The following is a 26,327-nucleotide window of genomic DNA, read 5'->3' as shown; positions in this document are numbered from 1 at the left end:
TAAACTGAGATAAGTAAACAGGGCACAAGCCCTGTTTACTTGCTGATAACGAAGGCAGCTTAGTCTATTTCGGTGGTCAGCTCGATATTGATGACCACCATGAATAGTAAGCGGATAACCTAACGTTGCTTGGCTATACAGACAATCAGCTTAGCGATTAGTTCGCCACAATATTGAGCAGTTTGCCCGGTACGTAAATAACTTTACGAATGGTTAAACCATCAGTAAATTTCTGTACGTTTTCATCTTGTAGACCAAGCGCTTCAACCTGTTCTTTGCTGGCATCCGCAGCAACGGTTAATTTACCACGTAACTTACCATTAACTTGCAGGACAACCAGTTTCTGATCTTCAACTAATGCTGCTTCGTCGTATGTCGGCCACGTTGCTTGGTCAATATCCGCTTCACCTAGTGCTTGCCACATTTCAAAACAGATATGTGGTGCAATAGGGTAAAGCATTAAGGTGATGGCTTTGGCCGCTTCATCCAAAATAGCTCGGTCTTGTTCAGATTCTTGTGGCGCTTTAGTGAGTTTATTCATCAGCTCCATGATCGCAGCAATCGCCGTGTTAAAGGTTTGACGACGAGCAATATCATCAGTCACTTTAGCAATGGTTTTATGCACATCACGACGCAGCGCTTTTTGGTCGGCATTTAAGGCATCGCTTTGTACCGCAACCGCCGCGCCTTTAGCGGTATGTTCAGCGACAAGCTTCCATACCCGTCTTAGGAAGCGGTTTGCTCCTTCAACACCAGACTCTTGCCACTCCAATGTCATATCGGCAGGCGAAGCGAACATCATAAATAAGCGTACTGTATCTGCACCGTATTTATCGACCATCTCTTGCGGGTCAATGCCGTTATTTTTTGACTTAGACATTTTGATCATGCCTGAGTGCTCAACTTGTCGGCCTTGATGATCAATCGCTGAAATAATGCGACCTTTACCATCGCGTTCTACTTTAACATCAGTAGGTGAAATCCACTCTTTGGTGCCTTTTTCATTGCTATAATAGAAAGCATCAGCTAATACCATGCCTTGGCAAAGTAATTGTTTGAATGGTTCATCGGAGGTGACATAACCAGCATCACGCAATAGCTTATGGAAAAAGCGTGAGTAGAGTAGATGCATACAAGCGTGTTCAATACCACCGATGTATTGATCAACCGGTAGCCAGTAGTTGGCTTTAGCTGGGTCTAAAATATCGTCTGCTTGTGGTGAGCAGTAACGTGCGTAATACCAAGAAGATTCCATAAAGGTATCAAAAGTATCGGTTTCACGCAGTGCTGGTTGACCATTAAATGTAGTTTCAGCCCACGTTTTATCGGCTTTAATCGGACTGGTTACACCATCCATTGTGACATCTTCAGGCAGGATTACTGGTAATTGGTCGGCAGGGACGGGATGAACTTGACCATCTTCAGTGGTGACCATTGGGATGGGGGCACCCCAGTAGCGCTGACGAGAAACGCCCCAGTCACGTAGACGGAAGTTAACGGTCTTTTTACCTTTACCTAGCGCTTCGAGTTTTGCTGAAATGGCATCAAAAGCCGCTTGGAAAGTTAGGCCGTCGAATTCACCAGAGTCAAACAGTACGCCTTTTTCTGTATAAGCTTGCTGGCTGATATCTAACTCGCTGCCATCTTCAGGCTTAATCACCGGGATGATATCTAAGCCGTATTTGGTGGCAAATTCGTAATCGCGTTGGTCGTGTGCCGGAACGGCCATTACCGCACCAGTACCATAGTGCATTAGTACGAAGTTCGCGACATAGATAGGCACTTCTCGGCCATTTAAAGGATGGATAGCTGTCAGGCCCGTCGCCATGCCTTTTTTCTCCATCGTCGCGAGTTCGGCTTCGGCAACTTTGGTGTTTTTACACTCTTCGATAAAGGCCGCAAGTTGCGGATTATTGGCAGCAGCTTGAACCGCGAGAGGGTGCGCGGCGGCAATACCCACATAGGTAACCCCCATCAGCGTGTCTGGGCGAGTTGTATAGACTTCCAGATCTTGCGCCTGATCTTTAACTTGGAAGCTCAGTTCTACCCCTTCAGAGCGGCCGATCCAATTGCGTTGCATGGTTTTAACCATTTCTGGCCAGCCGTCAAGGTTATCTAAATCATCAAGCAATTCTTGCGCGTAAGCGGTGATCTTAATAAACCACTGTGGGATCTCTTTTTGCTCAACAGGCGTATCACAGCGCCAGCAGCAGCCGTCTTCCACTTGTTCGTTAGCAAGTACGGTTTGGTCATTAGGACACCAGTTTACTGAGGAGGTTTTCTTATAAACCAACCCTTTTTCGTACAGTTTGGTGAAAAACTCTTGTTCCCAACGGTAGTATTCAGGACGGCAGGTAGCGAATTCACGACTCCAGTCATAACCAAAGCCCAGTAATTTGAGCTGGTTTTTCATGTATTGGATATTTTCGTAAGTCCATGGCGCTGGTGCTGTTTTATTTTTAACTGCAGCATTTTCGGCCGGCAAGCCAAACGCATCCCAACCAATCGGTTGCATGACGTTTTTACCTTGTAAACGTTGGAAGCGAGAAACGACGTCACCAATCGTGTAGTTACGTACGTGGCCCATGTGCAGTCGACCGCTTGGATAAGGAAACATCGAAAGACAGTAGAATTTTTCTTTATTTGGGTCTTCACTTACAACAAAGGTTTTGTTGTTGTCCCAGTGCTGTTGAACTTTCTGTTCAATATCTTGCGGGTTATATTGATCTTGCATCGATGACATCCGGTTATCTTGGAATTTGTGAGTTCGGTTCGAACAGGTAGTAATAGATCAACATAGAATACCTAAAGCGGCACAGCACAACAATAGCCAATACGACTGAACGAGGTGACTTATGCGAAAACAAAAAGCAGGTTATGAGGCGTTAGTAGAAGAAGTGCTCGAAACGTTGAAACAAAGTCCAGAAGAGTTAGAGCATATTTTAGACACGTCGGGTAAGATCGTGGCGGCGGCCAATGACCTGACTCAAGATGAATTAGCGCTGATTTCGGCTTATGTTAAAGCGGATTTAAAAGCTTTTTCTGAACAGTATGAGCAGAGTAAAACGGGGCCATTTTATTTAATGATTGCTAATTCTATCTGGCAAGGACTGTTGGATATTACGGATAAAACTAAAGTAGAGTGGGTGGAGCTATTTCAAGATCTTGAGCATCAAGGTGTCTATCAAGCTGGGGAAATGATTGGTTTGGGGATCTTAGTGTGCGAAAGTTGCAATCATAAAGTTGAGTATAATCACCCAACAGAAATAGTTCCTTGTCTGCGCTGCGGCCATAAATTATTTAGCCGTCAGCCTTTGCAACCTTAGCAAAAATCAAAGGGACGACCCCCAAGCGCGATATGGATAGCGCTTGAGGATAGATCGAGTGTTATTGCTGATTTAAGAGCGGCGAATCGTGATCATCCCTATGGCAAGGCTGACAATAACCCATAAATAGAGTGGCCAGCTCCCGAGTCGATGATAGGGCGTCTGTCCGCGAGTCGGAATGATCTCGGCTCTCAACACTGCCGTTTCGAATTGCGGGATTTGATGCGTGATTCGGCCATAATGATCGGTGATCGCGGTGACTCCGTTATTTGTTGAACGAATCAGAGGCTTACCAAGTTCTAAGGCCCGCATACGGGCAATTTCCATATGCTGCAATGGGCCAATCGAATCACCGAACCAAGCGTCATTCGATAAAGTCAGCAAAAAATCGGTTTGTTCGGTGACGTTGACACGAAGTTGTTCATTAAAGATGATTTCGTAACACAGTGCGGGGGCGAAGGCGAATCCTTTAGCGATGATATTCGGTTGAATATAATCTCCCCGACTAAATGAAGACATCGGTAGATTAAATAAGGGTGCCAATGGTCTTAACCACTCTTCGAAGGGGACAAACTCACCAAACGGTAACAAGTGATGTTTGTGATAGCGTTGAGTCACATCGTAGCGATACTCTGCATGTTCCGTCTCACCTAACGCTAAAATACTATTAAAATAGTGCCCCTGCTGGTCATGGTTTAAAATGCCAGTGATGACTGCGCTCTGGTTCATTTGTGCGGCTGAATCTAAATTGCTAAGAAATGAACCAATTTCTACTTCAAAAGCAGGGATGGCGGCTTCTGGCCAAATAATAATATCAGCATCCCAGTTTTCACGGCTCAGATCAGTATATTTCATGATGGTGGGCCAGCGTTGGCTGGGATGCCATTTTAAAGATTGCTCAACATTACCTTGGATAATCGCTACGCTAGTGGCTCGTTCTGGTTGCGGTGTTACCCATTGGACAGGGCGAAGTACGACACCGATGATAAAAATACCGATGGGCAGCAGTAAGTAGCGCCAAGCTTTATTTTGCCAAGCATAGGCGAATGAACCAGCACTGATGATCAGTAATAATGTTAATAGTTCAACACCCGCCAAAGGAGCGAAAGAAGCCAACGGCCCGTCGATTTGGCTATAGCCAAGCCATAGCCAGGGGAATCCGGTCATAACCCAGCCGCGTAACCAATCACTGAGTAGCCACAGTGCGGGCGCAGCGAAGAGAAAACGTGACCAATGAGTGGTCGAGAAAAAACGATTGAGAGTCCAAGCAAATAAGCCATTATACAGAGCGAGATAGGCAACCAGTAATAGCATCAGCAACAAGCCGGCTATTGTTGGCATTCCTCCGAAGGTATCAATACTGACATAGACCCAACTGATCCCAAAACCAAATTGCCCGAGTCCCCAGCCATATCCGAGTAGTGCGGCTTGTTTGGGCGTTTTCTTCTCTATAAGCAGTAATAAAACCAAAGGGCTGAGAATAGCGATAGGCCAGATTTGATAAGGGGCAAAGGCTAATGTGGTCAGCGAACCAAAAAAAACAGCCAAGATAGGCTGTAGGCGCTGTGGGATAAGATCTTTCATCCAGTCATGCTCTCATTAAGTGATTCAGGCAGAGAGCCTGAATCAGCATCGTTACCTTTAAGTTTGACGCGAATCGTCAGCGTTATGTTGATGGTTCGCGTCAAGGTTCAATGGCAGTGATTTTATGGTTACGTACCGTGACTGGCCGTTCTCGCTAGCGAGCTATTCTTCCATGGTTTCTGGAAGGGCTTGTAAGTCAGGAATAGTCACTTGCAGTTGGACTACTCTTCGGCTGTCGGCGGCAGTGACTTTAAAGTTATAGCCACTGATATCAATGATCTCTCCACGAGAAGGTAAATGACCAAACGCGGTCATTACCAAACCGCCAACGGTATCCACTTCTTCATCGCTAAACGAAGTGCCAAACGTTTCGTTAAACGACTCGATGGTCGTTAACGCTTTCACGGCGTAGGTATGTTTACTTAATTTACGAATATCCAGTTGCTCTTCATCATCGAATTCGTCCTCGATATCACCAACAATCTCTTCGAGAATATCTTCGATAGTGACTAAGCCAGATACACCGCCAAACTCATCTACGACAATCGCCATATGATAACGTTCCTCACGGAACTCTTTTAATAGGCGATCAACGCGTTTACTTTCAGGAACTACCACGGCAGGCCGAATGACTTCTTCGATATTGAAGGGAGCGCTGCTTGAGCCTAAATATTTGAGTAAGTCCTTCGCAAGAAGTATGCCTTCGACATGGTCTTTGTCTTCACTGATAACAGGATAGCGGGAGTGTTGAGCATCGGTAATGATCGCTATGAGCGTATCCATATCGTGGGTGCGTTCAACGGTCACCATTTGTGAGCGGGGGATCATAATATCCCGTACTCTCATCTCTGCAATTTCCATCACGCCTTCAAGCATGTCGCGTGTATCGTGGTCGATAAGGTCATTGATTTCTGAGTCTCTGATCACATCAACTAAATCTTGACGGTCTTTAGGATCCGTTTGAAACAGTTGACCTAGGCGTTCAAAGAAGGACTTTCTACTCGGACCTTCAGATTTTTCTTTTTTTCCTTCGGTCGAATAGGGCGAGTTATCGTCGTTCATTATTTCTCTTATTGGTAACGCTATCAGATGTGTGATAGCTCACATGTAAGCTTTATCCGCATCGGTTCCCAGCGACCAAGCGGCAGTGGTTTTATGGTTACCTACAGCGCTTGGTTAATGGGGCGTATTGGCTTAGTTTTTCTCTGCTAAATATGGGTCATCAAAACCCATGTTTTGCATGATTTCGGTCTCAAGGGCTTCCATTTCGTCCGCGTCTTGATCATCAATATGGTCATAACCTAGCAGATGAAGAGTGCCATGTACAACCATATGCGCCCAATGAGCCATCAAAGGCTTCTGCTGTTCAAGAGCCTCTTGCTCAACCACTTGCCGGCAAATGACTAAATCTCCCAGTAGATCCAGTTCAATTTCAGCTGGGGCTTCAAATGGAAAAGATAGCACATTCGTCGGTTTATCTTTGCCACGGTAGTTTAAATTTAGCTGATGACTCTCCGCTTGATCAACCACACGAATGGTGACTTCGGCTTGAGATTGAAAAGGCGTTACTGCGGCGCTAAACCACGTTAAAAAATCATCAAAGCTAGGCAGGCCTTGCTCGTCTGCAACGGCGATTTGTAAGTCTAGTTCGATAGACATGACTAATGAGATTCCTCAGTATTCGATGCGGTTGTCGGCGTCATGTTCATTGATTCCCGTTCTTCACGACGACGTTGCTCATTGATTTTACGTTGTTTTTGATCTTCAGCTTCCCACTTTTCATAAGCATTAACGATACGGGCGACAACCGGATGACGAACCACATCATCAGCTAAGAAAAAGTTAAAGCTAATCTCATCGACTTCCTTGAGCACTTCGATGGCATGGCGTAGCCCTGAACGAGCACCACGAGGTAAATCGATTTGCGTTACGTCACCAGTGATCACTGCGCGTGAGTTAAAACCGATGCGGGTCAGGAACATTTTCATCTGTTCCACAGTGGTGTTTTGGCTTTCATCAAGGATGATAAATGCATCATTTAGCGTTCGTCCACGCATGTACGCCAGTGGAGCGACTTCGATAACGTTACGCTCAATGAGTTTTTCAACGCGTTCAAAACCGAGCATTTCAAATAGGGCGTCATAGAGTGGGCGTAAGTAGGGATCAACCTTTTGACTCAAATCACCGGGTAAAAAGCCCAGTTTTTCCCCCGCCTCTACCGCAGGACGAGTGAGAAGAATACGCCGTACTTCTTGTCGCTCTAGGGCATCAACCGCGGCAGCTACCGCCAAATAGGTTTTACCCGTACCGGCAGGACCAATCCCAAAGGTAATGTCGTGGGTGACCATATTGACCAAATACTGAGCTTGGTTTGGTGTGCGTGGTTTAATCACGCCTTTTTTGGTCTTGATGAAGACTTCTTTGCCATAAGTGATGGCAGATTCTTGATTTTGCTCGAGCACACCAGCTTCTTTAATCGCAAGATGAATACGCTCTGGCTCAATATCAGTAATATTGCCTTGCAAAGGTGCCGTGTCTACATATAGCGTTTTAATGATGTCTAGGGCGGCTGCGGCAGTATGAGGCTTGCCGACAATAGTAAAGAAATTGCTACGGTGGTTAATTTCGACACCGAGGCGACGCTCAAGATGTTTAATATTATCATCAAAAGGACCGCATAAGCTGGCTAAGCGGCGGTTGTCGGAAGGTTCGAGAGTGATCTCTAAAGTAACGATTTTATTGCTCAAATTGGCCTCTCAATAAATCATGAATAAGTAGCCGATGTTGACCGGCTACTCATGGAATGTTGTGACCAAAAACGTCAATCTTCCTCACACGTCATTATGAGGGGATATGCCCCATATCTATGGTGTGAAAGAAGCAACGCCTAAGGCATCTTCTCGGCGCGTTTTCGCCATCATCTGTGAAGGTGAAATAACGACGCGTAAGTTCATTTCTGACTCAGTACGGATCAGTTCACCACGTAGGGAATTGGAGAAAACATCGACGATCTTCACATCAACGAATTGACCAATCAGATCAGGTGAGCCCTCAAAATTAACGACACGGTTATTCTCAGTGCGTCCGCGCAGTTCCATCAAGTTTTTCTTTGATGGGCCTTCGACTAAAATACGCTGTTCAGTACCAAGCATCAAACGAGAATAACGCATCGCTTGACTATTAATTTGTTGCTGAAGTTCATATAAGCGCTCTTTTTTCGTCTCTTCCGATACATCACAAGGGTAATCGGCGGCTGGCGTACCAGGGCGAGGTGAGAAAATAAAGCTAAAGCTCATATCAAAATCAACGTCTCTGATCAGTTTCATCGTAGCTTGGAAATCACTGTCTGATTCGCCTGGGAAGCCGACGATAAAGTCAGAGCTGATTTGGATATCAGGACGAGCTTTACGTAGCTTACGGATGATCGACTTATATTCAATCGCTGTGTGTGGGCGCTTCATCATGGTTAAGATACGATCACTGCCACTTTGTACTGGAAGATGCAGGAAGCTCACTAGCTCCGGCGTATCTTCATATACGGCGATGATGTCATCAGTAAATTCTAGCGGGTGACTGGTCGTGAAGCGAATACGGTCAATACCATCGATTGAAGCCACTAAACGTAATAGTTCAGCAAATGAGCAGATGGTCCCATCGTGCATTGGACCACGATAAGCATTGACGTTTTGCCCTAGGAGGTTGACTTCACGCACGCCTTGTTCGGCCAATTGGGCTATTTCATATAACACATCATCCATCGGACGGCTGACTTCCTCACCACGCGTATAAGGTACGACACAGTAAGTACAATATTTCGAGCAACCTTCCATAATGGAGACAAAAGCGGTAGGGCCTTCTGCTTTAGGTTCAGGTAAGCGATCGAATTTCTCGATTTCAGGGAAAGAGATATCCATCACTGGTGCATCAGTCGATTGTGATTGCTTGATCATTTCAGGCAAGCGATGCAAAGTTTGTGGGCCAAAAATCACATCAACAAACGGGGCGCGTTCACGAATATGATCGCCTTCTTGGGTGGCCACACAGCCGCCGACACCAATCACGACACCTGGTTTTTTGTCTTTAAGATTTTTCCAACGCCCGAGTTGATGGAAGACCTTCTCTTGGGCTTTTTCCCGGATTGAACAGGTATTAAGTAGAAGTACGTCTGCTTCCTCTGGCTCTTCAGTTAGCTCATAACCATTTGCCGCGTTGAGCAAATCGGCCATTTTCGATGAATCGTATTCGTTCATCTGACAGCCCCAGGTTTTAATTAGCAGTTTCTTACTCATCTCACTTTCGCTCGTTCAATAGTTTGTTCAAATAAGGATCCGCCATCACGACGGTAGCGGCGTATTGTACTGCTTTCGTTTGTGACTGACTAGGGTTAGAAATAAATTATAACCGTTGCTGTTACTAGGTTTTTACCCTGTTTTGTGCAAGGTTTTACGATAAATATGTTCGCAAAAAAAAACTCACTCCGTACAATGAGCTAAGAAAAAAGAGTAACCCCAAAGGGTCGAGAATGAATAAATTTGATGTTGTTGTGGTCGGTGGTGGAATGGTCGGTGCTGCTGCTGCCTTGGGTTTTGCAAAGCAAGGACGACGAGTGGCGTTAGTCGAAGGTTACGCTCCGCAGCCATTTTCGTCAGAGCAACCGATGGATGTCCGGATTTCAGCCATCTCGCAAACCTCTGTGGACTTATTGCAGTCGTTAGGCGCTTGGCCAGCGATTGCACAAAAGCGTCTCTGTCCCTATCGTCGTTTAGAAACCTGGGAGCATCCAGAGTGTCGCACACGTTTTTCGAGCGATTCGCTAGGGTTAGCACAACTGGGTTTTATGGTTGAAAACCGAATTCTTCAATTGGGATTATGGGAGCAGTTTGCGCTTTATCCTCATTTGACACTATTTTGCCCCGATCAACTCAGTCATATTGATTTTAGTTCTGAGCTCAAAGCGATCACTTTACAATCGGGTCAGGTTTTGCATAGCCAATGGATTATTGGGGCCGATGGCGCTCAATCACTAGTGAGAAAGATGGCACACATTGGTATCACGGCTTGGGATTATCGTCAGCACTGTATGTTGATCAACGTGGCGACTGAAAAACCACAACAAGATATTACTTGGCAACAGTTTTTTCCTTCTGGGCCGCGATCTTTTTTACCGTTAACGGGTCATCAGGCTTCACTGGTGTGGTATGACTCACCGCAACGGATTAAGCAACTGGCGAATTTGTCATTAAGTCAACTTAGAAAAGCGATCCTTAGCCATTTTCCACAAGAGCTGGGTGATATTGAAGTGTTGCAGCATGGTCATTTTCCACTCACTCGTCGTCATGCTCAGTGTTACGTGAAGCAGGGGTGTATTTTAGTTGGCGATGCTGCACACACGATTAATCCTCTTGCCGGACAGGGGGTGAATCTCGGTTTTAAAGATGTTTCTGTATTATTAGCAGTAACAAAAGACGTTTCAGTGTTTACTGATACTCATTTTTTACAGTATCAGCGTCAGCGTCGTCCTGATAACTTGTTGATGCAAACTGGGATGGATATTTTTTATAAAACCTTCAGTAACAATAAGTTACCTCTAAAAGTAATGCGCAATGCTTTATTGAAAGGGGCGGATCATACGGGGCCGATTAAGCAGCAGGTATTACGTTACGCGCTTGGTTTGTAAGTGGATAGAATGGCTAGCCACAAAAAAACGCTGCCATAGTAGCAGCGTTTTTCAGTCTTGAGTGTAATTTAGCGATAAATCGCTTATTTAGTTACTCGAAGTACTGGAGTTTCACCAACTGTCACAGAACCTGACAACTTGCTCAGTTCTTTAATCTCATCCATATTAGAGATAACAACCGGAGTCAGTGTTGATTTGGCTTTTTCTTCTAGCAAAGCAAGATCGAACTCAATAATTGTGTCGCCCACTTTTACTGATTGGCCTTCTTGAGCGATACGCTTAAAGCCTTCGCCTTTCAATTCAACGGTATCAATACCGAAGTGAACAAACAGCTCAACGCCATCATCAGATTCAATCGAGAATGCGTGATTCGTTTCGAAGATTTTACCGATAGTCCCGTTTACTGGAGCAACCATCTTGTTACCCGCAGGTTTAATCGCAATACCATCACCAACGATTTTCTCGGCAAACACGACATCTGGCACATCTTCAATGTTTACAATTTCACCAGAAAGCGGTGCAATAATTTCAATTGCACTTGCGTCAGCGCTGTCATCAGAGACTAGCTTTTTAAGTTTGTCAAACAGACCCATTGTGTCATGCTCCTAACGTTTCAAATTTATTCTATACCAGTATAGTATACCAATCCCAAACAATAGACGACTATTTTTATATCCTTCAAGGAGTTTGCTAATCGTCACCTATTGTAGGGGGTTGATAACTTATTGGCACTTCTCGGTGATGAACTTTTCTACACACGCTTCAATTTCAGCGGCAGTCGGTAATGACAGCGCATATTCAGCCATGGCTTTAACTTCTGCGAAATTGGTGTTGCGAATCACTTTTTTTACTTTAGGGATAGAAATACCACTCATCGAGAATTCATCTAAACCCATACCAAGTAATAGTAGTGTCGCGCGCTCATCCCCTGCAAGCTCACCACACATTCCGGTCCATTTGCCTTCGGCATGAGAGGCATCAATCACCTGTTTAATTACCGTTAAAACCGCTGGTGATAATGGGTTGTAGAGGTGAGAAATCATTTCGTTACCACGGTCGACCGCTAGAGTATATTGGGTCAAATCGTTGGTACCAATCGAGAAGAAGGCCACTTCTTTGGCTAAATGATGAGCGATAGCGGCCGCTGCTGGTGTCTCTACCATTACACCAATTTCGATGTTTTCGTCGAATGCTAGCCCTTCGCTGCGTAGCTCAGCTTTATATTCTTCGATGGCTTGTTTTAGTTCACGGATTTCTTCAACTGAAATGATCATTGGGAACATGATGCGCAATGTGCCGTGTGCTGACGCGCGTAAAATGCCACGTAATTGATCGCGTAGAATATCACGGCGGTCTAGGCTAATACGGATTGCACGCCAACCCAAAAATGGGTTCATTTCTTTTGGTAAATCCATGTAAGGTAAATCTTTGTCACCGCCAATATCCATGGTGCGGATAATGACCGATTGGCCTTTCATGGCTTCGGCTACTTGCTTATAAGCTTGATACTGTTCTTCTTCGGTAGGCAGAGCGTCACGGTCCATAAATAAGAACTCGGTACGATACAGACCAACACCTTCTCCGCCATTACGGATGATGCCATCACAATCTTTTACGGTACCAATGTTGCCGCACACTTCAACACTATGTCCATCAAGGGTTTGTGCTGGAAGGTCTTTTAATTTGGCAAGCTCTTCTTTTTCTGCAAAGAAGGCGTGTTGAACTTGTTTGGCTTGCTCAAGTTCGGCTTCGGTTGGATTAACAAAAATTTTGTTGTTAATCGCGTCGATGACCAGCATGTCACCATTTTTTACTTGTTTGGTAATGTCATTGGTTCCCACAATGGCAGGCAGTTCTAGCGAGCGAGCCATGATTGAGGTATGTGAGGTGCGGCCACCAATGTCACAAGCAAAACCAAGCACGTAGTCAAGATTGATTTGTGCGGTTTCTGAAGGCGTTAGATCGTAAGCAACCAAGATAACTTCTTGATTAATATCGCTGAGTGACACGATGTTAATGCCGAGCGCATTTTTTACAAAACGGGTGCCGATGTCACGAATATCGGTCGCTCGCTCTTTCAAATATTCATCATCAAGCGATTCAAGAGCAGCAGCCTGCTCTTCAATCACGGTATAAATTGCGTTATCTGCTGATAATTTATCATTTTTGATGAGGGCTAAAATTTCGTCTTCTAGCTCTTCATCTTCAAGTAGCATGATATGGCCTTCGAAGATGGCTTCTTTCTCTTCACCAAAGGTTTCAAGCGCTTTTTGTTTAATGACGGTGAGCTGCGCTGATGATTTTGCGCGCGCGTCGTAAAAACGCTCAATTTCTGCTGCTACCTCTGCGTCAGAGATGGTGTTTGTGTTTAGGACTATTTCATCTTCTTGAAGTAGTAGTGCTTTACCGATAGCAATACCTGGAGATGCTAGGATGCCTGAAATCATAGCCTTACCTTAAATTGGTCAACTGTAAACGGGAGAATATAGACGATGCATCAACAATAATATGTAGTTTATTGTTGATCATATTTCAAATAAGGCCATTTTGTCGTTCAAACAAAATGACCTTTATTTAAAATAGAGAGCGTCGATTAGTGAAGTTGGTCCATTAGGGCAACTAGGTGATCAACGGCTTCTTTTGCTTGAGGGCCTTCAGCCGAGATAGAGACCACTGTGCCTTTAACTAGGCCAAGGGTTTGTAGTTTAAATAAGCTTTTAGCGCTGGCGCTTTTACCGTTTGAAGTCACAGTAATATCAGCATCGAATGCTTTTGCTTCTTTAACAAACTGTGCAGCTGGACGAGTATGAAGACCATTTTCTGCAGTGATTTCTACTTGCTTCTCGTACATGTGTTATACCCCAATTAATGTAGTTTTTGTAAGTTGTTCACTTAGATAAGCTTAACCTTTACTGCCCATTTCTGCTAGCAGAGTAACGGGATTTTCGTGGTAGCGCTTATTTCAGTTTAAAACAATCAGCGGCTGAGGTAGAGTTTTACCAGAAATCAGCCCTGACTTTAATCTTGCCTGCTTCTTTATTTTGAAGCTAGAAATAAAACATCCCGATATTACCAAAGGTGGGGCTAGGATCAACAAAAAAGCCCCTGCATGGGGCTTTTTTAAACGAAAATTTGATTTAACCACCTATTACTGTTGGTTTTCTTTCTCAGTAAAAATACCAGCAAAGAGTGCTGTGCTAAGGTAACGTTCTCCTGAGCTTGGTAGCACTGTAACAATGGTTTTTCCAGAAAATTCAGGGAGTTCGGCTAGGCGGTTAGCCGCGACAACAGCTGCTCCTGAAGAGATTCCGGCTAAAATGCCTTCTTCTTCCATTAAGCGGCGAGCCATATCGATAGCTTCATCAGACGTTACCGTTTCTACACGGTCAATCAGTTCTAAATCTAAGTTGCCTGGAATAAAGCCAGCTCCAATGCCTTGGATTTTGTGCGGTGCAGGTTTAATGTCTTCTCCTGCCAAGGCTTGGCTAATCACTGGGGATTCAGCTGGTTCTACGGCGACAGAAATGATCGCTTTACCTTTTTCACCCTTAATATAACGGCTTGTTCCGGTGAGAGTACCGCCAGTACCAACACCAGCCACGAAGACATCAATTTGACCATCGGTGGCTTGCCAGATCTCAGGGCCTGTAGTTTTTTCGTGAATAGCAGGGTTGGCCGGGTTATCGAATTGCTGAAGCAGTAAGTATTTACTTGGGTTGCTGGCGACGATTTCTTCTGCTTTGGCAATAGCGCCTTTCATGCCTTTTGCCGCTTCAGTCAATTCAAGGTTAGCACCAAGCGCTTTGAGTAGTTTACGACGCTCAAGACTCATCGACTCTGGCATGGTTAAAGTCAATTTGTAACCACGGGCCGCAGCAACAAAGGCCAAAGCAACGCCAGTATTGCCACTGGTTGGTTCGACTAGCTCAATCCCTTCTTTCAGTTTGCCTTGTTTTTCCGCTTCCCAAATCATGTTAGCGCCAATACGGCATTTAACACTGAAGCTTGGGTTACGCGCTTCAATTTTGGCTAATACACGGCCGTTACTGACTTTGTTTAGGCGAACCAGTGGCGTGTTACCGATAGTCAGAGAGTTATCTTCGTAAATTTTATTCATTGTGCTGTCCCTTTATTACGCATTGGTCAATCGTTGATGCGTTGCTACAAATTGGTTGATACTGGTCAAGAATAGAGATTCGATAGAAAAGTAAAAGGATTAAAAAGTTATAACTTATTAGCGATTTATCAGATGGCTTTATTCTCTTCGCTTATAGCCTTACGTTATTCATTTCATTATTTAGGTCGTTAATCTATTTTGTGGATATTGTCTTGCTGGCAGAGGCCGAGTGGCTGGTATGAGAATATTTAAATTCACCAACCCACATAGCGGTAGCTCCGCATACTGCAATTGGCATAATAAAAAGATTTACAACAGGGATCGTGGTTAATAGCGCGACTACCATGCCAAAGCCATAGGTTTTACCTGATTTCTGTTTTAATTGCTTACGCATCACGTTAAAGTCCACTTTATGGTTATCAAAGGAATAATCACAGTATTGGATGGCGAGTATCCAAGCGGTGAATAAAAACCAGATAACAGGCCCTAGCGTTTGTCCTAAACCTGGAATGAGTAACAACAGGAAAAGTCCTAGTGCGCGAGGAATAACGTAAAGGAGTTTTTGTCCCTCACGAAGAAGAATGCGTGGCGTGTCCTTGAGTACAGAGAATAAGCTAAGATCGCTTTCGATTTCTCCGGTTATTTTTTGCTCGACCTTTTCGGCCAATAGGCCATGAAAAGGCGAAGCAATAAAATTAGCTAGCGTGCTGAAAAAATAGGAAAAAGTACCGAGGATAGTGATAGTGAGCAATGGCCAAAGTAGGTAATATAGCCAAGATAAAAAACTGGGTAGAGCGTTAAGCCACTGGTTTATCCAATCGTTAAGATGAGTAAAAAGGTAATATAAAGCCGTTCCAACCAACAGTAAGTTGATGATCAGTGGGAGTAAAGTAAAGCGACGGATACCCGGTGAAAAAGCCAGATGAACACCATCAAAAAAATAATCTAATCCAGAACGTGGGGACATGATGTCTTCCGATATGAACGTAAAAAGCAGAATTTAGATTGTAACTGAAGCTTACAATAATAAAAATGCGCTTGTAGACGTAACTTCTAACATTAAGTTGTTCTAAATCAGGGGTAACTTTTGGTAAAGTAACCTTATAGTTCGATACACCCCACTTTGGCAGACGTTCAACATAGGCGTTAAAGCTCAGAACATCAACACCGAAACACTGAGAGTTTAAGATGCAGGAATTGCGATTCGTACTCATTATTGTTGGCGGGCTAGCGATAGCCGCTTTATTGTTTCATGGTCTTTGGACCAGTAAAAAGGAAGGGAAGTCGAAGTTCGGCGATAAGCCGCTCGGGCGTATCAATGTTGAACGTCAAGATAAGAAGGCGGTAAAAGAGGCGAAAGTGACGTCGAATGACGAAGTCACTCGCCCTGATCGCCGAGAGCCCGATTTTGGTTTAACCAGTCATGAAATTGATCCTTTAATTGCTGATTATGATTTACAAGAGAATAGTGAGGCAGCACAAAGCGTTTTGAGTCATGATCTCAACACTATCTCGGAACAACCAATAGTTGAACTAAACGTTGATTTTGACGAGGAACGTCGTCTTGATACGTCGGTAGTTGAAGACTCATCTGAAGCCATTACCTCTACTCAAAATGAAATCCCAGAAGAAGAGCCTGAAATGCAGGTGATTGTGCTTAATGTACATTGCGCAGGTGCTGAGCCTTTTGTTGGTAGTAAATTGTTTGATAGCTTCCAACAAAATGGATTGCTGTATGGTGAGCTGGACATCTATCACCGTCATGCTGATTTATCGGGAACGGGAAAAGTTTTGTTTAGTGTGGCTAATATGTTACAGCCGGGAACATTAAAACATGATGATCCAGCGGAATTTACCACCAAAGGTATCTCTTTCTTTATGACCTTACCTTGTTACGGTGATGCTGAGCAAAACTTTAAGTTAATGCTCAAAACGGCTCAACAAATTGCTGATGATATGGGTGCTAACGTTTTAGATGATGCGCGCAACTTGATGACCCCCAATCGGCTAGCTGAATATCGTAAACAAATTCAACAGTTCAAGCTTAAACAGAAATAATTAACCTATCTTAAGGCTCCGACCGGAGCCTTTTTTCATGATCCGAGAGAATAACAATGCAACGCGTAGAGCAAAGATTACAAGAGTTACGGCAGATCCTGAATGAACATGCGATACGTTATTACGTGGAAGATGCCCCAACCATTCCAGATGCTGAATATGACCGGTTGATGCAGGAGTTATTAGAAATTGAAGCGCAATATCCACAGTGGATAAGCGAAGACTCTCCTAGTCAGCGTGTTGGCGGAGCGCCGTTATCGAGTTTCGAAGCCGTTACTCATGAAAGACCGATGTTATCGTTAGATAATGCTTTTGCTGATAGTGAGTTGGATAGCTTCTTTCGTCGTATCGGTGAGCGAGTTGCTGCCACTCAGCATGCTCGTTTTTGTTGTGAGCCTAAATTGGATGGGTTAGCCGTTAGCTTATTGTATGTGGACGGTCGATTGACTCAAGCTGCGACTCGTGGCGATGGTACGACAGGTGAGAACATCACTGAAAATGTACGTACCATCAAATCGATCCCTCTCAAACTCTCTGGCACTGGATGGCCTTCACGGATTGAAGTTCGAGGTGAAGTGTTTATGCCTAAAGAGGGTTTTGAGCGGATGAACGCTCAAGCACTGAAAAAAGGTCAAAAGGTGTTTGTTAACCCACGTAATGCGGCGGCTGGGAGTTTGCGCCAACTGGATTCTCGTATTACCGCTAAGCGTCCTTTAGCTTTTTATGCTTACAGTGTTGGTGTGGTTGAAGGTGCTGAGTTATCGACCAGTCATTATGAACGTTTTTTACAGTTAAAAAGCTGGGGGCTTCCGGTTAGCCCTGAGACGCAGCGGGTAGAAAACGCGGCGCAAGTTAAAGATTACTATCAAACTATCATGGCAAAACGAGCGGATTTGCCTTACGAAATTGATGGTGTGGTAATTAAAGTTGATGATATTGCACTGCAAGAGAAATTGGGATTTGTTGCTCGGGCTCCTCGCTGGGCGATTGCTTATAAGTTCCCAGCTCAAGAGGAAATGACTCGCTTAAATGAAGTTGAATTTCAAGTAGGAAGAACCGGAGCCATCACGCCTGTTGCTAAGTTAGAACCGATATTTGTCGGCGGTGTGACAGTCAGCAATGCGACGTTACATAACGCGGATGAGATCGAGCGATTAGGTGTCATGGTTGGTGACACGGTAATTATTCGCCGTGCTGGTGACGTGATCCCACAAATTGTTTCCGTCGTGTTGGAACGTCGTCCTCAAGAAGCTCAACCGATAATTTTCCCTAGTCACTGTCCAGTTTGTCAATCTGATGTGGAGCGAGTTGAGGGCGAAGCGGTTGCTCGCTGTAGTGGTGGCTTAGTATGTCAAGCGCAACGTAAAGAAGCGTTAAAGCACTTTGTATCACGCAAAGCAATGGATGTAGATGGTTTAGGCGATAAAGTGATTGAGCAGCTCGTTGAGCGAGAAATGGTCGAAACGCCAGCCGATTTATTTAAACTCCGAGCAGGTGAGTTAACGGTATTAGATAGAATGGGCCCTAAATCTGCTCAAAACATCACTCAGGCACTAATGAACGCTAAGCATACGACCTTAGCCCGATTTTTATATGCCCTAGGTATCCGTGAAGTTGGGGAAGCTACAGCGATGAATCTGGCTCAACATTTTTGTACTTTGGAAGCGATCAGCCAAGCGTCTATAGAACAATTAATTGAAGTTCAAGATGTAGGAGTGATTGTGGCGAGCCATGTGCATGCTTTCTTTAGTCAGGAAAAGAATCAACGTGTTGTGCAAGAACTAAGAGATTTAGGCGTAACTTGGCCTGATATTGAGCCTCAAGATGCTGCAAAACCACAACCTCTGGCTGGGAAAACGGTGGTATTGACGGGATCTCTGGTTCAATTATCACGCAATGAAGCTAAAGCGGCTTTACAAAGCTTAGGGGCCAAAGTGACTGGTAGTGTATCAAAAAACACCGATATGCTGTTTGCGGGCGAGGCGGCAGGATCTAAATTAGTTAAGGCTCAAGAGCTGGGAATCGAGATATTTTCTGAGCAAGATTTGTTGGATCTCCTCTCCTAACGATTTTAAATACTAACGACAACCCTTAGCCACTTGATTAATGGCTAAGGGTTTTTTATTGCCCAAAATAACTTAATTTATAAGGAGAAATTAGTGAGATTGAATGTAACTATTTTGTCACTTTCTATTTTTGATCAATGCGACCTACTTCAATTATTCAATTATTTTAATTTTTAAGTTATTGTTAATTAAATAATTTTTTTATTTATTGTTTAATATATTAATTATTAGATCTGGATCACTTACTCGCTTAAAATTTGTTATGGCTCATATTTTTTTAGTTAAAAATTAAGATCTGATTGATGTTTTACTCTATCCAGATAGTCTTAATGCATGGATACACAATGTGTATGCAGATAGTGATGAGAGATTGCACTTACTCTCATACAAGGAAAAGCTTTCTCCCTTCGGCGGCCAACTTTTGGGGGAAAACATAAAAACAGCTATATCCATTTTTAGGAGTTTTCCATGGACAAATATTTTAAACCTTCCTTAGTCGGTGCAGCAGTTGCAACAATGCTTGCATCTGGTATCGCATTTAATGTTTCTGCAGCAGATAACTATGAGGTCTATGGCGTTATCGCATTACAAGCCGCTTACCGAGATTACGATGCTGGTAATAAAGAAACGGATGATAAGTTAGGAGGCTCTCAGCTTAATAATGAGTCTCGAATTGGTTTCCGTGGTGAGAAAGACTTCAAAAATATTGAATCAACTTTTATTTGGCAAATTGAGGCTGGATATGTTGATCCGTCGTTCTCTGATCCGGGTTCTGAACTAGGTGCTCGTGATACCTTTGTTGGTTTTAAACATGATAGTTATGGTACTGTTCGTTTAGGTCGAGTTTTGTCACCTCTTTACGAATTGGTGGACTGGCCTGCATCTAACCCTGGTTTAGGTGATGTATACGACTGGGGTGGTGCTATCGGTGGCACTAAGCACCAAGACCGTGCTTCAAATACTATTCGTTGGGATACACCAACATTTGCAGATAGCCTATCTTTTAATCTAGCCTATGGTATGGCCGGTAAAGATGGCGCACAGAAAGGCGATGGTAAAGATTATTGGATAGGTGCCGCGGCGCATTATAAAGTTTCTGTTTTCCAATTTGATTTAGCTTATGAAGGTAACCGCGACGTAGCAAAAGAAAGCACTGAATGGGATAATGATGCCTATCTATTTGGTGTTCAAGGATGGTTTGATAATGGACTTTCCTTCTATGCGCAATATAAGATGATGGAAGCGAAACCTGTCGCTGGTGATAAAGAGAAACAAAATGCGTATTCAGCCGGTTTAGCTTATACGACAGGTGATTGGCAGTTTAAGCTAGGTTATGCCAAAAATGATGAGCTAAAAGTCGGCGGTAGTAAGCTAAAAGGCTCCGATGATGATGTGCTCTCTGTGCAAGCGCTATATTTCGTAGACCCATCAGCTGTACTGTATGCACGAGCTCGTACTCTTGATTTTGGTAACTCATATAATGGTCGCTGGAAATCAGCGGATTATGATGAATACTCTGTAGGTGTAGAATACTACTTCTAAGCGAAGCTAGATTATTGAGCGGTAGAGTATAAGGCGAGCTTTGGCTCGCCATTTCATTTTAAGGATGTTCTATGAAAATTTTACCTATTAGTTTACTTATTTCATTATTGAGTATCTCGTTTAACGGATATGCGGTAATTAATGTTAATTTTGATCGTGATATTCAATTGTTGGCCGTAAATGGTGAATCAGAAGGTGTTAGTTTTGGGCATCGAGCTGAATTGACTTTAGATCCAGGTGAACATCAGTTACTTGTACGAACTGAGCGAATAATTCAGATGTCAGGCAAGCAAAATAAATATAAATCTCCACTCATGGTATTAAAAGTGGTTGGCGATTCTGGAGTCGTTAACTTAGCATCAGCAATGACTATTCGGGATGAAAGCAATGCTAGGGAATTTGATCGTTATCCGAGTTTAAATGTAGAAATCACCCAAGGAGATCTTATTATTACTCAAGATTTTATACCTGGTCGTTCATTTTCTTTTATGGGAGATTACACGAAACAACTTCGTCAATTTAATCGCTCGGGGAGTAAAGCTGCGATAAACGATTTATCGATGATTAGTTCTACGGTACGCCCTAAATCATTAGTAAAAGATACTCCAATTGATATAGATAAATTAAAAGAGATTCAAAAAATTTATCTTGAGCTAGATGAAAAGCAACAGAAATCTTTCTTATCTTGGGCAGTAAGCCAATAATTAAAAATATGATGAATATTAGCCAAGTTGCTAAATTAACAGGATTAAGTGCTAAATCGATTCGTTTATATGAAGAGAAAGGTCTGATCACTGTGCCATTACGATCTGCAAGTGGTTACCGAACTTACACACCACAGCATGTCGATGATTTATTATTAATTGCTCGCTGTCGGCGAGTAGGTTTTAGTCTGGATGAGTGTAAAGCTATGCTCACACTGGCCAATGATCCACAGCGCACGCGCGCAGCGGTGCGTGCGCGAGCACAAGAAAAGTTGCAGGAAGTATCGAGTAAACTGACCGAACTCACCTTGATTAAGCGGCAGCTTGAAGAGTGGATTGCATCTTGTCCCGGTGATGAAGGACATGATTGTCCGATCATTAAAGAATTGAAGGGTTGTTGTAAAGATGTTGACGATAAGAGCACGTAGATTTTTATCGTTTTCTACGGTCTACTTCTGACTTGAAGCTGCAGCAGCATAGGCTACGTTGATTTATCTTAATTAATACAGTGAGTCTATCTTCATATAGAGAGAGTGAGAGTTATTCTTAGCTCTCACTCAAAGTAACTACTTATTTTTCTAAAGGCTGATAAGGTTTAATTTTAAGCGTAATACCATCAAGAGCAACAACCTCTACCATACACTGAGCTGCAATATCTTGGTCACTGATTGCTGACCACGTGCTATCACCTAATTGTAATCGAGTGACCACCTGTGCTTTTACGGGTTCAGTGAGCAATAGGCGTCGCCCAATCAATTGCTTTTCTTTTTGATTCAGCGAACGTTGAGCATCACTATTTCGATCAGCTTTAAACTGGCGACGCCACCAAAGCCAAGTAGTTAATAGGACAAAGCTGGCAAACGTCATCCACTGTAACTGCCAACCTATTGGGATTAGCAGCATAACCAGGCCAACCAAAAGAGCAGACAGACCAAGCCATAAGAAATAGCCTGCTGTTCCTAACAGTTCGACAGCCAATAAGGCTAGCCCTAAGGCTAACCAATGCCAGTAATTAAATTGAGCGAGCCATTCAATCAAGCGTTATCCCTTTTTCTCTGTTGAATGTTTGAACATTTCTGCAACCCCAGCAATAGAGCCCATCAAGCCGGTTGCTTCCAGTGGCAGCATAATGATTTTGCTATTTTCTGCTTGGCCAATAGATTTTAGAGCATCGGTATAGCCTTGAGCAATAAAGTAATTGACGGCTTGCATATCCCCTTTCGCAATGGCTTCAGAAACCATGCTAGTGGCTTTCGCTTCTGCTTCTGCGGCGCGTTCACGAGCCTCTGCTTGTAATATTGCAGCCTGCTTATCACCTTCGGCTTTAAGAATTTCAGACTGTTTTTGACCTTCGGCGCGTAAAATTTGTGCTTGGCGAATCCCTTCTGCTTCGAGAACTTCTGCACGTTTATTCCGTTCGGCTTTCATTTGCGCGTTCATTGCAGCAGTAAGATCAGCTGGTGGTTGAACATCTTTGATTTCAATACGAGTAATTTTTACGCCCCAAGGACTGGTTGCTTGATCAATGATAGTTAATAACTTGGTATTAATCATGTCACGCTGACTGAGCATTTCATCCAGTTCCATAGAACCAAGTACTGTCCGCATATTGGTTAATGTGAGGTTACGAATGGCGTGCTCTAAATCTGTTACTTCATAAGCGGCTTTGGCTGCATCAATAACCTGAACAAAACAGACGGCATCGATGACGACACTAGCGTTGTCTTTGCTGATCACTTCTTGAGCTGGAATGTCGAGAACACGCTCCATCATATTGATGCGTCTACCGACTTTATCAACAAATGGAACAATAATGTTTAAGCCGGGACGGAGTGTATGGGTGTAACGACCGAAACGTTCTACGGTCCAGTTGTTACCTTGAGTGACGGTTTTTACTGCCGACATAATAAATACAATGGCGACGAAGACAAATATGCCGATTGTAATCAATGAATCAATAGCCATGACGTTCCCTTTGAGTTATAGACTTTGCGACAACGTTTTTACGTTGCTTAAGTGCCAATATAAAAATTCCCAAATCATTGTCTATCAGAACACTGGAATAGGCAATCATTAGCATGAAAAACTAAAGGCTAATGAGAGCTGACTGATTAATGACGAGAGGAGAGACGCAAGATAAAAGAGTAAAAATAAATGATAAATTTAACGCTATCTTTTACTAAAGATAGCGTTATCGGCTGGGTTAAGATATCAATAAAGTTGAGAATAAAGCAGTCGACGATAACTAGTCGCAGTTGGATTACCTTGACCTAAAGCACTTAGAATATCCATAAATGTCTTTTTCATTTCACCATCTAATAGTGTTAAATCACGTTCTAAAAAGCGCCAGAGTAGTTCTAGTGCATCTTCATCACGTTGGACTTGATGGTATTGAGAGGCCAATTCATTAGCAATAATCGCATTGGTACTATCTTGCGCTAACACTTCTTCTAGCTCTTTAATCGCTGGGCTTTCAGCGGCTTGTTCATACAATTCAATTTGTGCCAACAAACGTTTGTAATCGCTTTGCTGATATTGCATAGGGACGCTATCTAGCAACGTTTTGGCTTCGGCAAAACGACGAGTGGCAATAAAGCAGTCCGCTAATGCTAGCTTAACTTCACCTTGGTTTTGCCAAGTTTCACTGAGCTCGAGGAGTAACGGTAACGCTTGTGTATAGTCTTGCTGCTTAACGAGTTGTAATGCTTGTTGAACCGTACGCTCTTCTTGGCTAGGTAAGTGTTTATCGAGCATGTCGATGATGGCACTAAGCGGCTGTGGTCCACCTAATCCATCCACCGGTTGGCCATTAATAAATAATGCAATGGTTGGTAGTGCCTGAATACCAAATTGAGCCGCGATATGCTGCTCTTGCTGGCAATTTAAGGTAGCTAATTGGAAGGCGCCAGCGTATTGCTGGGCAAGTTGTTGTAGCTCTGGGAGTAGTTGAGCACTTTCATCACTGATGGGAGCCCAAAAATAAAATAATACAGGTTGATGAGCTGAATTGGCCAGTATTTCCTGAAAATTGTGTGCAGAGACATCACTATGATGATTAGGGAGCATGATCATTCCTTATTGCATGGAGGCATTGTTAAACAAATGGGGGGTAAAGAAGCAAAACTCAAGGCTGGTGAATAACATGAAAGATGAAGCATTTCTTTAGGTCGTGCAAAAAAAAACCACCGAAGTGGTTTTTTGTCAAAACAGCAAGCAAAGGTGTTAAAAAAGAATTAGCAGTGCCAAAACAATCATGACACCGAGCCAATTCCATTGATTTAATGTCATTTGGGTCATACTCAATGCCTTTCCTAAATGATGATTGCAGAGAATATCAATCCATCATTCAGAATATGTTTAGAAGGAGGTGCTCAGTAGGCGGTGTGATACCGTTATTGATATCTTATTTTGGATATCTCCTGAACATGTTCAGTATGACAAATCAATATGACGAATAAATGACAGCTAAGCGGCTTTGAGTAGCAGTTTATCTAATATTCGGCTGGGTAAGAGTCTTTTTAATAGCGCAAATACCTTGGTTGGTAAGGTCACTCGGTAGCGAATTTTAGGTTGTTTGGCTTCTAAAGCATGCAATATTGGCGCTAAACAGGCTTCTGCAGGCAGAGCAAAAGGATGATTTGATTGACTATTCTCTAAGCGAGACAATTGGGCTTGATAAGCTTGGTGGTGAAGAGAATGCTCAATATTGATCCAACGTTTAAAAGCGGTTAATGCATTAGCGCGAAACTCAGTATTAATGGGGCCTGGTTCAAGTAGACTAATATGAATATTGCTCGCTTGGAGTTCTAAACGCAAGGTATCTGTCCATCCTTCAATGGCAAATTTAGAGGCATTGTAAGCGCCACGATATTTCATTGCAGTAAAGCCTAAAATAGAGCTATTTTGAATAATTCGCCCATAGCCTTGTTGACGAAAGTGGGGAAGTAATAAAGTCGTTAACGTATGCCAGCCAAAAAAATTAGTTTCAAATTGAGCTCGTAATGCCGCAGTTGATAGGTCTTCTAGCGCGCCAGGTTGACCATAAGCGCCATTATTAAAGAGGGCGTACAGTTGATGGTTTGAAAGTTCGAGTGCTGCTTTTACTCCCTGATGAATACTCTGTTCATCACTGAGATCCAACTGAATACACGTGAAGCCCTCTTGCTGTAGGCGTTCGACATCATCGATATGTCGACAAGAGGCAATAACATCATAGCCACGTTGTTTCAGCGCTAGAGCCGCCATATAGCCAATGCCAGTTGAACAACCTGTAATAAGTATTGAGCGAGTCATAACGGTTCCAATTAATGGTGATAGGGTAGAAGGTGTTTTAATGCTGGTTCAATTCGTGAAAAGTTAAACTGGAAGCCTAACTCTGTCAGTTTTTTCGGTTTGGCGCGTAAGCTATCAAAGAGTAACTCGCTTGCTTCACCAAGCAACAGTTGTATCGCCCAGCGTGGTGTGGTTAAAAAATGAGGCTTTCGGATGCTTGCAGCGAGAGTTTGGCTAAACAAAGCGTTAGTGACTGGATGCGGAGCACACATATTGAAAGCGCCTTGAGCATGTTCGGTTTCCAACAGAAAGACGATCGCTCTTACCATATCACTAATGTGGATCCATGGCATATACTGGGTACCGCAGCCAATCGGCCCTCCTAATCCTAACCGATAGGGAGGAAGCATTTTTTTTAATGCTCCTCCTTCTGGCGATAAGACAATACCTGTCCGCATTAAACAAACACGTGTTCTTGATGATTGGGCTCGCATCGCTGTTTGTTCCCAAACGGCACAAACATGATGGGAAAATTGCTGGTTTTGTACTTGTAAACTCTCATCGAAGGGATGATCTTGCTGATCGCCATAATACCCTACCGCAGAGCCACTCAGAAAAATTTTTGGCGGAGTGGTACTCGCGTGGATCAATTCAACCAACTGCTCAGTTAATTGCCAGCGGCTTTGGCAAATGCGTTGTTTTTGTTTGGCGGTCCATCGTTTATCGGCAATCGGTTCCCCTGCTAAATTAATCACCGCATCGAAGTGATTAAGATCATGCCATTGATTAATATCACTAATGAACGAGATTTTAGTGTTAGCATGGGCAAGTTGCCGTTGTGCTTTAGTGATATCTCGTGTGAGGATGACGATATCATGAGTGATTAATTGTTTGATCAACTCGCGACCAATTAAGCCCGTTCCACCAGTGATAAATATGTTCATTTTGCCTCCTTGCATCGGTAATGTATTAAGCAAACAA

At 43.4% G+C, this 26,327-nt stretch carries 23 protein-coding genes; 7 read left to right on the top strand and 16 right to left on the bottom strand.

Annotation, left to right across the window (positions count from 1 at the left end; translation table 11 throughout):
- Nucleotides 1-157 precede the first annotated feature (157 nt).
- Nucleotides 158-2,734, bottom strand: coding sequence for a leucine--tRNA ligase (leuS, locus tag BSR11_RS00985; RefSeq protein ID WP_072668955.1), 2,577 nt, complete (start codon nucleotides 2,732-2,734; stop codon nucleotides 158-160).
- A 121-nt stretch (nucleotides 2,735-2,855) separates the two neighbouring features.
- On the opposite strand from leuS, the gene BSR11_RS00980 reads away from it, so the two are divergent.
- On the top strand, nucleotides 2,856-3,326 hold the full coding sequence (locus BSR11_RS00980) for a zinc ribbon-containing protein (RefSeq protein ID WP_072668646.1): 471 nt from the start codon (nucleotides 2,856-2,858) through the stop codon (nucleotides 3,324-3,326).
- Between the two features lie 72 nt (nucleotides 3,327-3,398).
- Here BSR11_RS00980 and lnt read toward each other — a convergent pair whose 3' ends face one another.
- From lnt to miaB, 5 genes are all read right to left on the bottom strand, one after another.
- The gene (gene lnt, locus BSR11_RS00975) at nucleotides 3,399-4,910 is read right to left on the bottom strand and encodes an apolipoprotein N-acyltransferase (RefSeq protein WP_072668645.1); all 1,512 of its coding nucleotides are present in this window, start codon (nucleotides 4,908-4,910) and stop codon (nucleotides 3,399-3,401) included.
- 162 nt (nucleotides 4,911-5,072) lie between these two features.
- Nucleotides 5,073-5,972: a CNNM family magnesium/cobalt transport protein CorC gene (gene corC / locus BSR11_RS00970; protein ID WP_072668644.1), complete on the bottom strand. Its 900-nt coding sequence runs from the start codon at nucleotides 5,970-5,972 to the stop codon at nucleotides 5,073-5,075.
- A gap of 132 nt (nucleotides 5,973-6,104) precedes the next feature.
- Nucleotides 6,105-6,569 (bottom strand): rRNA maturation RNase YbeY, encoded by a 465-nt coding sequence (gene ybeY, locus BSR11_RS00965; RefSeq protein ID WP_072668643.1) that lies wholly within the window; start codon nucleotides 6,567-6,569, stop codon nucleotides 6,105-6,107.
- Nucleotides 6,570-6,571: 2 nt separating this feature from the next.
- Complete coding sequence (locus BSR11_RS00960; protein WP_072668642.1) at nucleotides 6,572-7,657, bottom strand: PhoH family protein; 1,086 nt, start codon at nucleotides 7,655-7,657, stop codon at nucleotides 6,572-6,574.
- Nucleotides 7,658-7,774: 117 nt separating this feature from the next.
- Complete coding sequence (miaB, locus tag BSR11_RS00955) at nucleotides 7,775-9,199, bottom strand: tRNA (N6-isopentenyl adenosine(37)-C2)-methylthiotransferase MiaB (protein WP_072668641.1); 1,425 nt, start codon at nucleotides 9,197-9,199, stop codon at nucleotides 7,775-7,777.
- Between the two features lie 233 nt (nucleotides 9,200-9,432).
- Between miaB and BSR11_RS00950 the strand changes: the two genes are divergently transcribed.
- On the top strand, nucleotides 9,433-10,587 hold the full coding sequence (locus tag BSR11_RS00950) for a 2-octaprenyl-3-methyl-6-methoxy-1,4-benzoquinol hydroxylase (RefSeq protein WP_072668640.1): 1,155 nt from the start codon (nucleotides 9,433-9,435) through the stop codon (nucleotides 10,585-10,587).
- Nucleotides 10,588-10,670: 83 nt separating this feature from the next.
- Here BSR11_RS00950 and crr read toward each other — a convergent pair whose 3' ends face one another.
- The 5 genes from crr to cysZ form a co-directional block, all read right to left on the bottom strand.
- A complete protein-coding gene (gene crr / locus BSR11_RS00945) occupies nucleotides 10,671-11,180 on the bottom strand; it encodes a PTS glucose transporter subunit IIA (protein WP_072668639.1) in 510 nt (169 codons plus the stop codon).
- Nucleotides 11,181-11,309: 129 nt separating this feature from the next.
- Complete coding sequence (gene ptsI / locus BSR11_RS00940) at nucleotides 11,310-13,034, bottom strand: phosphoenolpyruvate-protein phosphotransferase PtsI (protein WP_072668638.1); 1,725 nt, start codon at nucleotides 13,032-13,034, stop codon at nucleotides 11,310-11,312.
- Nucleotides 13,035-13,180: 146 nt separating this feature from the next.
- Nucleotides 13,181-13,438, bottom strand: a complete 258-nt coding sequence (locus BSR11_RS00935) for an HPr family phosphocarrier protein (protein ID WP_004395710.1) — start codon at nucleotides 13,436-13,438, stop codon at nucleotides 13,181-13,183.
- Between the two features lie 297 nt (nucleotides 13,439-13,735).
- Complete coding sequence (gene cysK, locus BSR11_RS00925; protein WP_072668636.1) at nucleotides 13,736-14,704, bottom strand: cysteine synthase A; 969 nt, start codon at nucleotides 14,702-14,704, stop codon at nucleotides 13,736-13,738.
- Between the two features lie 193 nt (nucleotides 14,705-14,897).
- Complete coding sequence (gene cysZ, locus BSR11_RS00920) at nucleotides 14,898-15,671, bottom strand: sulfate transporter CysZ (protein ID WP_072668635.1); 774 nt, start codon at nucleotides 15,669-15,671, stop codon at nucleotides 14,898-14,900.
- A 221-nt stretch (nucleotides 15,672-15,892) separates the two neighbouring features.
- Between cysZ and zipA the strand changes: the two genes are divergently transcribed.
- The 5 genes from zipA to cueR all read left to right on the top strand — a co-directional run bounded on the left by zipA (nucleotide 15,893) and on the right by cueR (nucleotide 21,502).
- Complete coding sequence (gene zipA, locus BSR11_RS00915; protein ID WP_072668634.1) at nucleotides 15,893-16,762, top strand: cell division protein ZipA; 870 nt, start codon at nucleotides 15,893-15,895, stop codon at nucleotides 16,760-16,762.
- A gap of 56 nt (nucleotides 16,763-16,818) precedes the next feature.
- The gene (gene ligA / locus BSR11_RS00910) at nucleotides 16,819-18,828 is read left to right on the top strand and encodes an NAD-dependent DNA ligase LigA (protein WP_072668633.1); all 2,010 of its coding nucleotides are present in this window, start codon (nucleotides 16,819-16,821) and stop codon (nucleotides 18,826-18,828) included.
- A gap of 468 nt (nucleotides 18,829-19,296) precedes the next feature.
- Nucleotides 19,297-20,370 (top strand): porin, encoded by a 1,074-nt coding sequence (locus tag BSR11_RS00905; RefSeq protein WP_072668632.1) that lies wholly within the window; start codon nucleotides 19,297-19,299, stop codon nucleotides 20,368-20,370.
- A gap of 71 nt (nucleotides 20,371-20,441) precedes the next feature.
- Nucleotides 20,442-21,074, top strand: coding sequence for a DUF2057 family protein (locus BSR11_RS00900; protein WP_072668631.1), 633 nt, complete (start codon nucleotides 20,442-20,444; stop codon nucleotides 21,072-21,074).
- Between the two features lie 11 nt (nucleotides 21,075-21,085).
- Nucleotides 21,086-21,502: a Cu(I)-responsive transcriptional regulator gene (gene cueR, locus BSR11_RS00895; RefSeq protein WP_072668954.1), complete on the top strand. Its 417-nt coding sequence runs from the start codon at nucleotides 21,086-21,088 to the stop codon at nucleotides 21,500-21,502.
- A 142-nt stretch (nucleotides 21,503-21,644) separates the two neighbouring features.
- On the opposite strand, the gene BSR11_RS00890 is transcribed toward cueR, so the two are convergent.
- The 5 genes from BSR11_RS00890 to BSR11_RS00870 all read right to left on the bottom strand — a co-directional run bounded on the left by BSR11_RS00890 (nucleotide 21,645) and on the right by BSR11_RS00870 (nucleotide 26,290).
- Nucleotides 21,645-22,112 (bottom strand): NfeD family protein, encoded by a 468-nt coding sequence (locus BSR11_RS00890; RefSeq protein WP_072668630.1) that lies wholly within the window; start codon nucleotides 22,110-22,112, stop codon nucleotides 21,645-21,647.
- Nucleotides 22,113-22,115: 3 nt separating this feature from the next.
- Nucleotides 22,116-23,039, bottom strand: a complete 924-nt coding sequence (locus BSR11_RS00885; RefSeq protein WP_072668629.1) for an SPFH domain-containing protein — start codon at nucleotides 23,037-23,039, stop codon at nucleotides 22,116-22,118.
- Nucleotides 23,040-23,285: 246 nt separating this feature from the next.
- Nucleotides 23,286-24,140, bottom strand: coding sequence for a co-chaperone YbbN (locus BSR11_RS00880; protein WP_072668628.1), 855 nt, complete (start codon nucleotides 24,138-24,140; stop codon nucleotides 23,286-23,288).
- A 399-nt stretch (nucleotides 24,141-24,539) separates the two neighbouring features.
- Nucleotides 24,540-25,367 (bottom strand): SDR family oxidoreductase, encoded by an 828-nt coding sequence (locus tag BSR11_RS00875; protein ID WP_072668627.1) that lies wholly within the window; start codon nucleotides 25,365-25,367, stop codon nucleotides 24,540-24,542.
- Between the two features lie 11 nt (nucleotides 25,368-25,378).
- A complete protein-coding gene (locus BSR11_RS00870) occupies nucleotides 25,379-26,290 on the bottom strand; it encodes a TIGR01777 family oxidoreductase (protein WP_072668626.1) in 912 nt (303 codons plus the stop codon).
- Between the last annotated feature and the right edge of the window lie 37 nt (nucleotides 26,291-26,327).

Source organism: Vibrio injensis (assembly GCF_001895205.1).
GTDB classification, from domain to species: domain Bacteria; phylum Pseudomonadota; class Gammaproteobacteria; order Enterobacterales; family Vibrionaceae; genus Vibrio; species Vibrio injensis.
This window is presented reverse-complemented; position numbering and strand designations above follow the sequence as displayed.

Coding starts and splice junctions, on each gene's coding strand:
- ligA (WP_072668633.1), top strand. CDS start 16,819: ATGCAACGCGTAGAGCAAAGATTACAAGAGTTACGGCAGATCCTGAAT.
- leuS (WP_072668955.1), bottom strand. CDS start 2,734: ATGCAAGATCAATATAACCCGCAAGATATTGAACAGAAAGTTCAACAG.
- BSR11_RS00900 (WP_072668631.1), top strand. CDS start 20,442: ATGAAAATTTTACCTATTAGTTTACTTATTTCATTATTGAGTATCTCG.
- ybeY (WP_072668643.1), bottom strand. CDS start 6,569: ATGTCTATCGAACTAGACTTACAAATCGCCGTTGCAGACGAGCAAGGC.
- ptsI (WP_072668638.1), bottom strand. CDS start 13,034: ATGATTTCAGGCATCCTAGCATCTCCAGGTATTGCTATCGGTAAAGCA.
- BSR11_RS00870 (WP_072668626.1), bottom strand. CDS start 26,290: ATGAACATATTTATCACTGGTGGAACGGGCTTAATTGGTCGCGAGTTG.
- cysZ (WP_072668635.1), bottom strand. CDS start 15,671: ATGTCCCCACGTTCTGGATTAGATTATTTTTTTGATGGTGTTCATCTG.
- BSR11_RS00885 (WP_072668629.1), bottom strand. CDS start 23,039: ATGGCTATTGATTCATTGATTACAATCGGCATATTTGTCTTCGTCGCC.
- BSR11_RS00875 (WP_072668627.1), bottom strand. CDS start 25,367: ATGACTCGCTCAATACTTATTACAGGTTGTTCAACTGGCATTGGCTAT.
- zipA (WP_072668634.1), top strand. CDS start 15,893: ATGCAGGAATTGCGATTCGTACTCATTATTGTTGGCGGGCTAGCGATA.
- BSR11_RS00880 (WP_072668628.1), bottom strand. CDS start 24,140: ATGCTCCCTAATCATCATAGTGATGTCTCTGCACACAATTTTCAGGAA.
- BSR11_RS00935 (WP_004395710.1), bottom strand. CDS start 13,438: ATGTACGAGAAGCAAGTAGAAATCACTGCAGAAAATGGTCTTCATACT.
- crr (WP_072668639.1), bottom strand. CDS start 11,180: ATGGGTCTGTTTGACAAACTTAAAAAGCTAGTCTCTGATGACAGCGCT.
- cysK (WP_072668636.1), bottom strand. CDS start 14,704: ATGAATAAAATTTACGAAGATAACTCTCTGACTATCGGTAACACGCCA.
- corC (WP_072668644.1), bottom strand. CDS start 5,972: ATGAACGACGATAACTCGCCCTATTCGACCGAAGGAAAAAAAGAAAAA.
- BSR11_RS00905 (WP_072668632.1), top strand. CDS start 19,297: ATGGACAAATATTTTAAACCTTCCTTAGTCGGTGCAGCAGTTGCAACA.
- cueR (WP_072668954.1), top strand. CDS start 21,086: ATGAATATTAGCCAAGTTGCTAAATTAACAGGATTAAGTGCTAAATCG.
- BSR11_RS00980 (WP_072668646.1), top strand. CDS start 2,856: ATGCGAAAACAAAAAGCAGGTTATGAGGCGTTAGTAGAAGAAGTGCTC.
- lnt (WP_072668645.1), bottom strand. CDS start 4,910: ATGAAAGATCTTATCCCACAGCGCCTACAGCCTATCTTGGCTGTTTTT.
- BSR11_RS00950 (WP_072668640.1), top strand. CDS start 9,433: ATGAATAAATTTGATGTTGTTGTGGTCGGTGGTGGAATGGTCGGTGCT.
- miaB (WP_072668641.1), bottom strand. CDS start 9,199: ATGAGTAAGAAACTGCTAATTAAAACCTGGGGCTGTCAGATGAACGAA.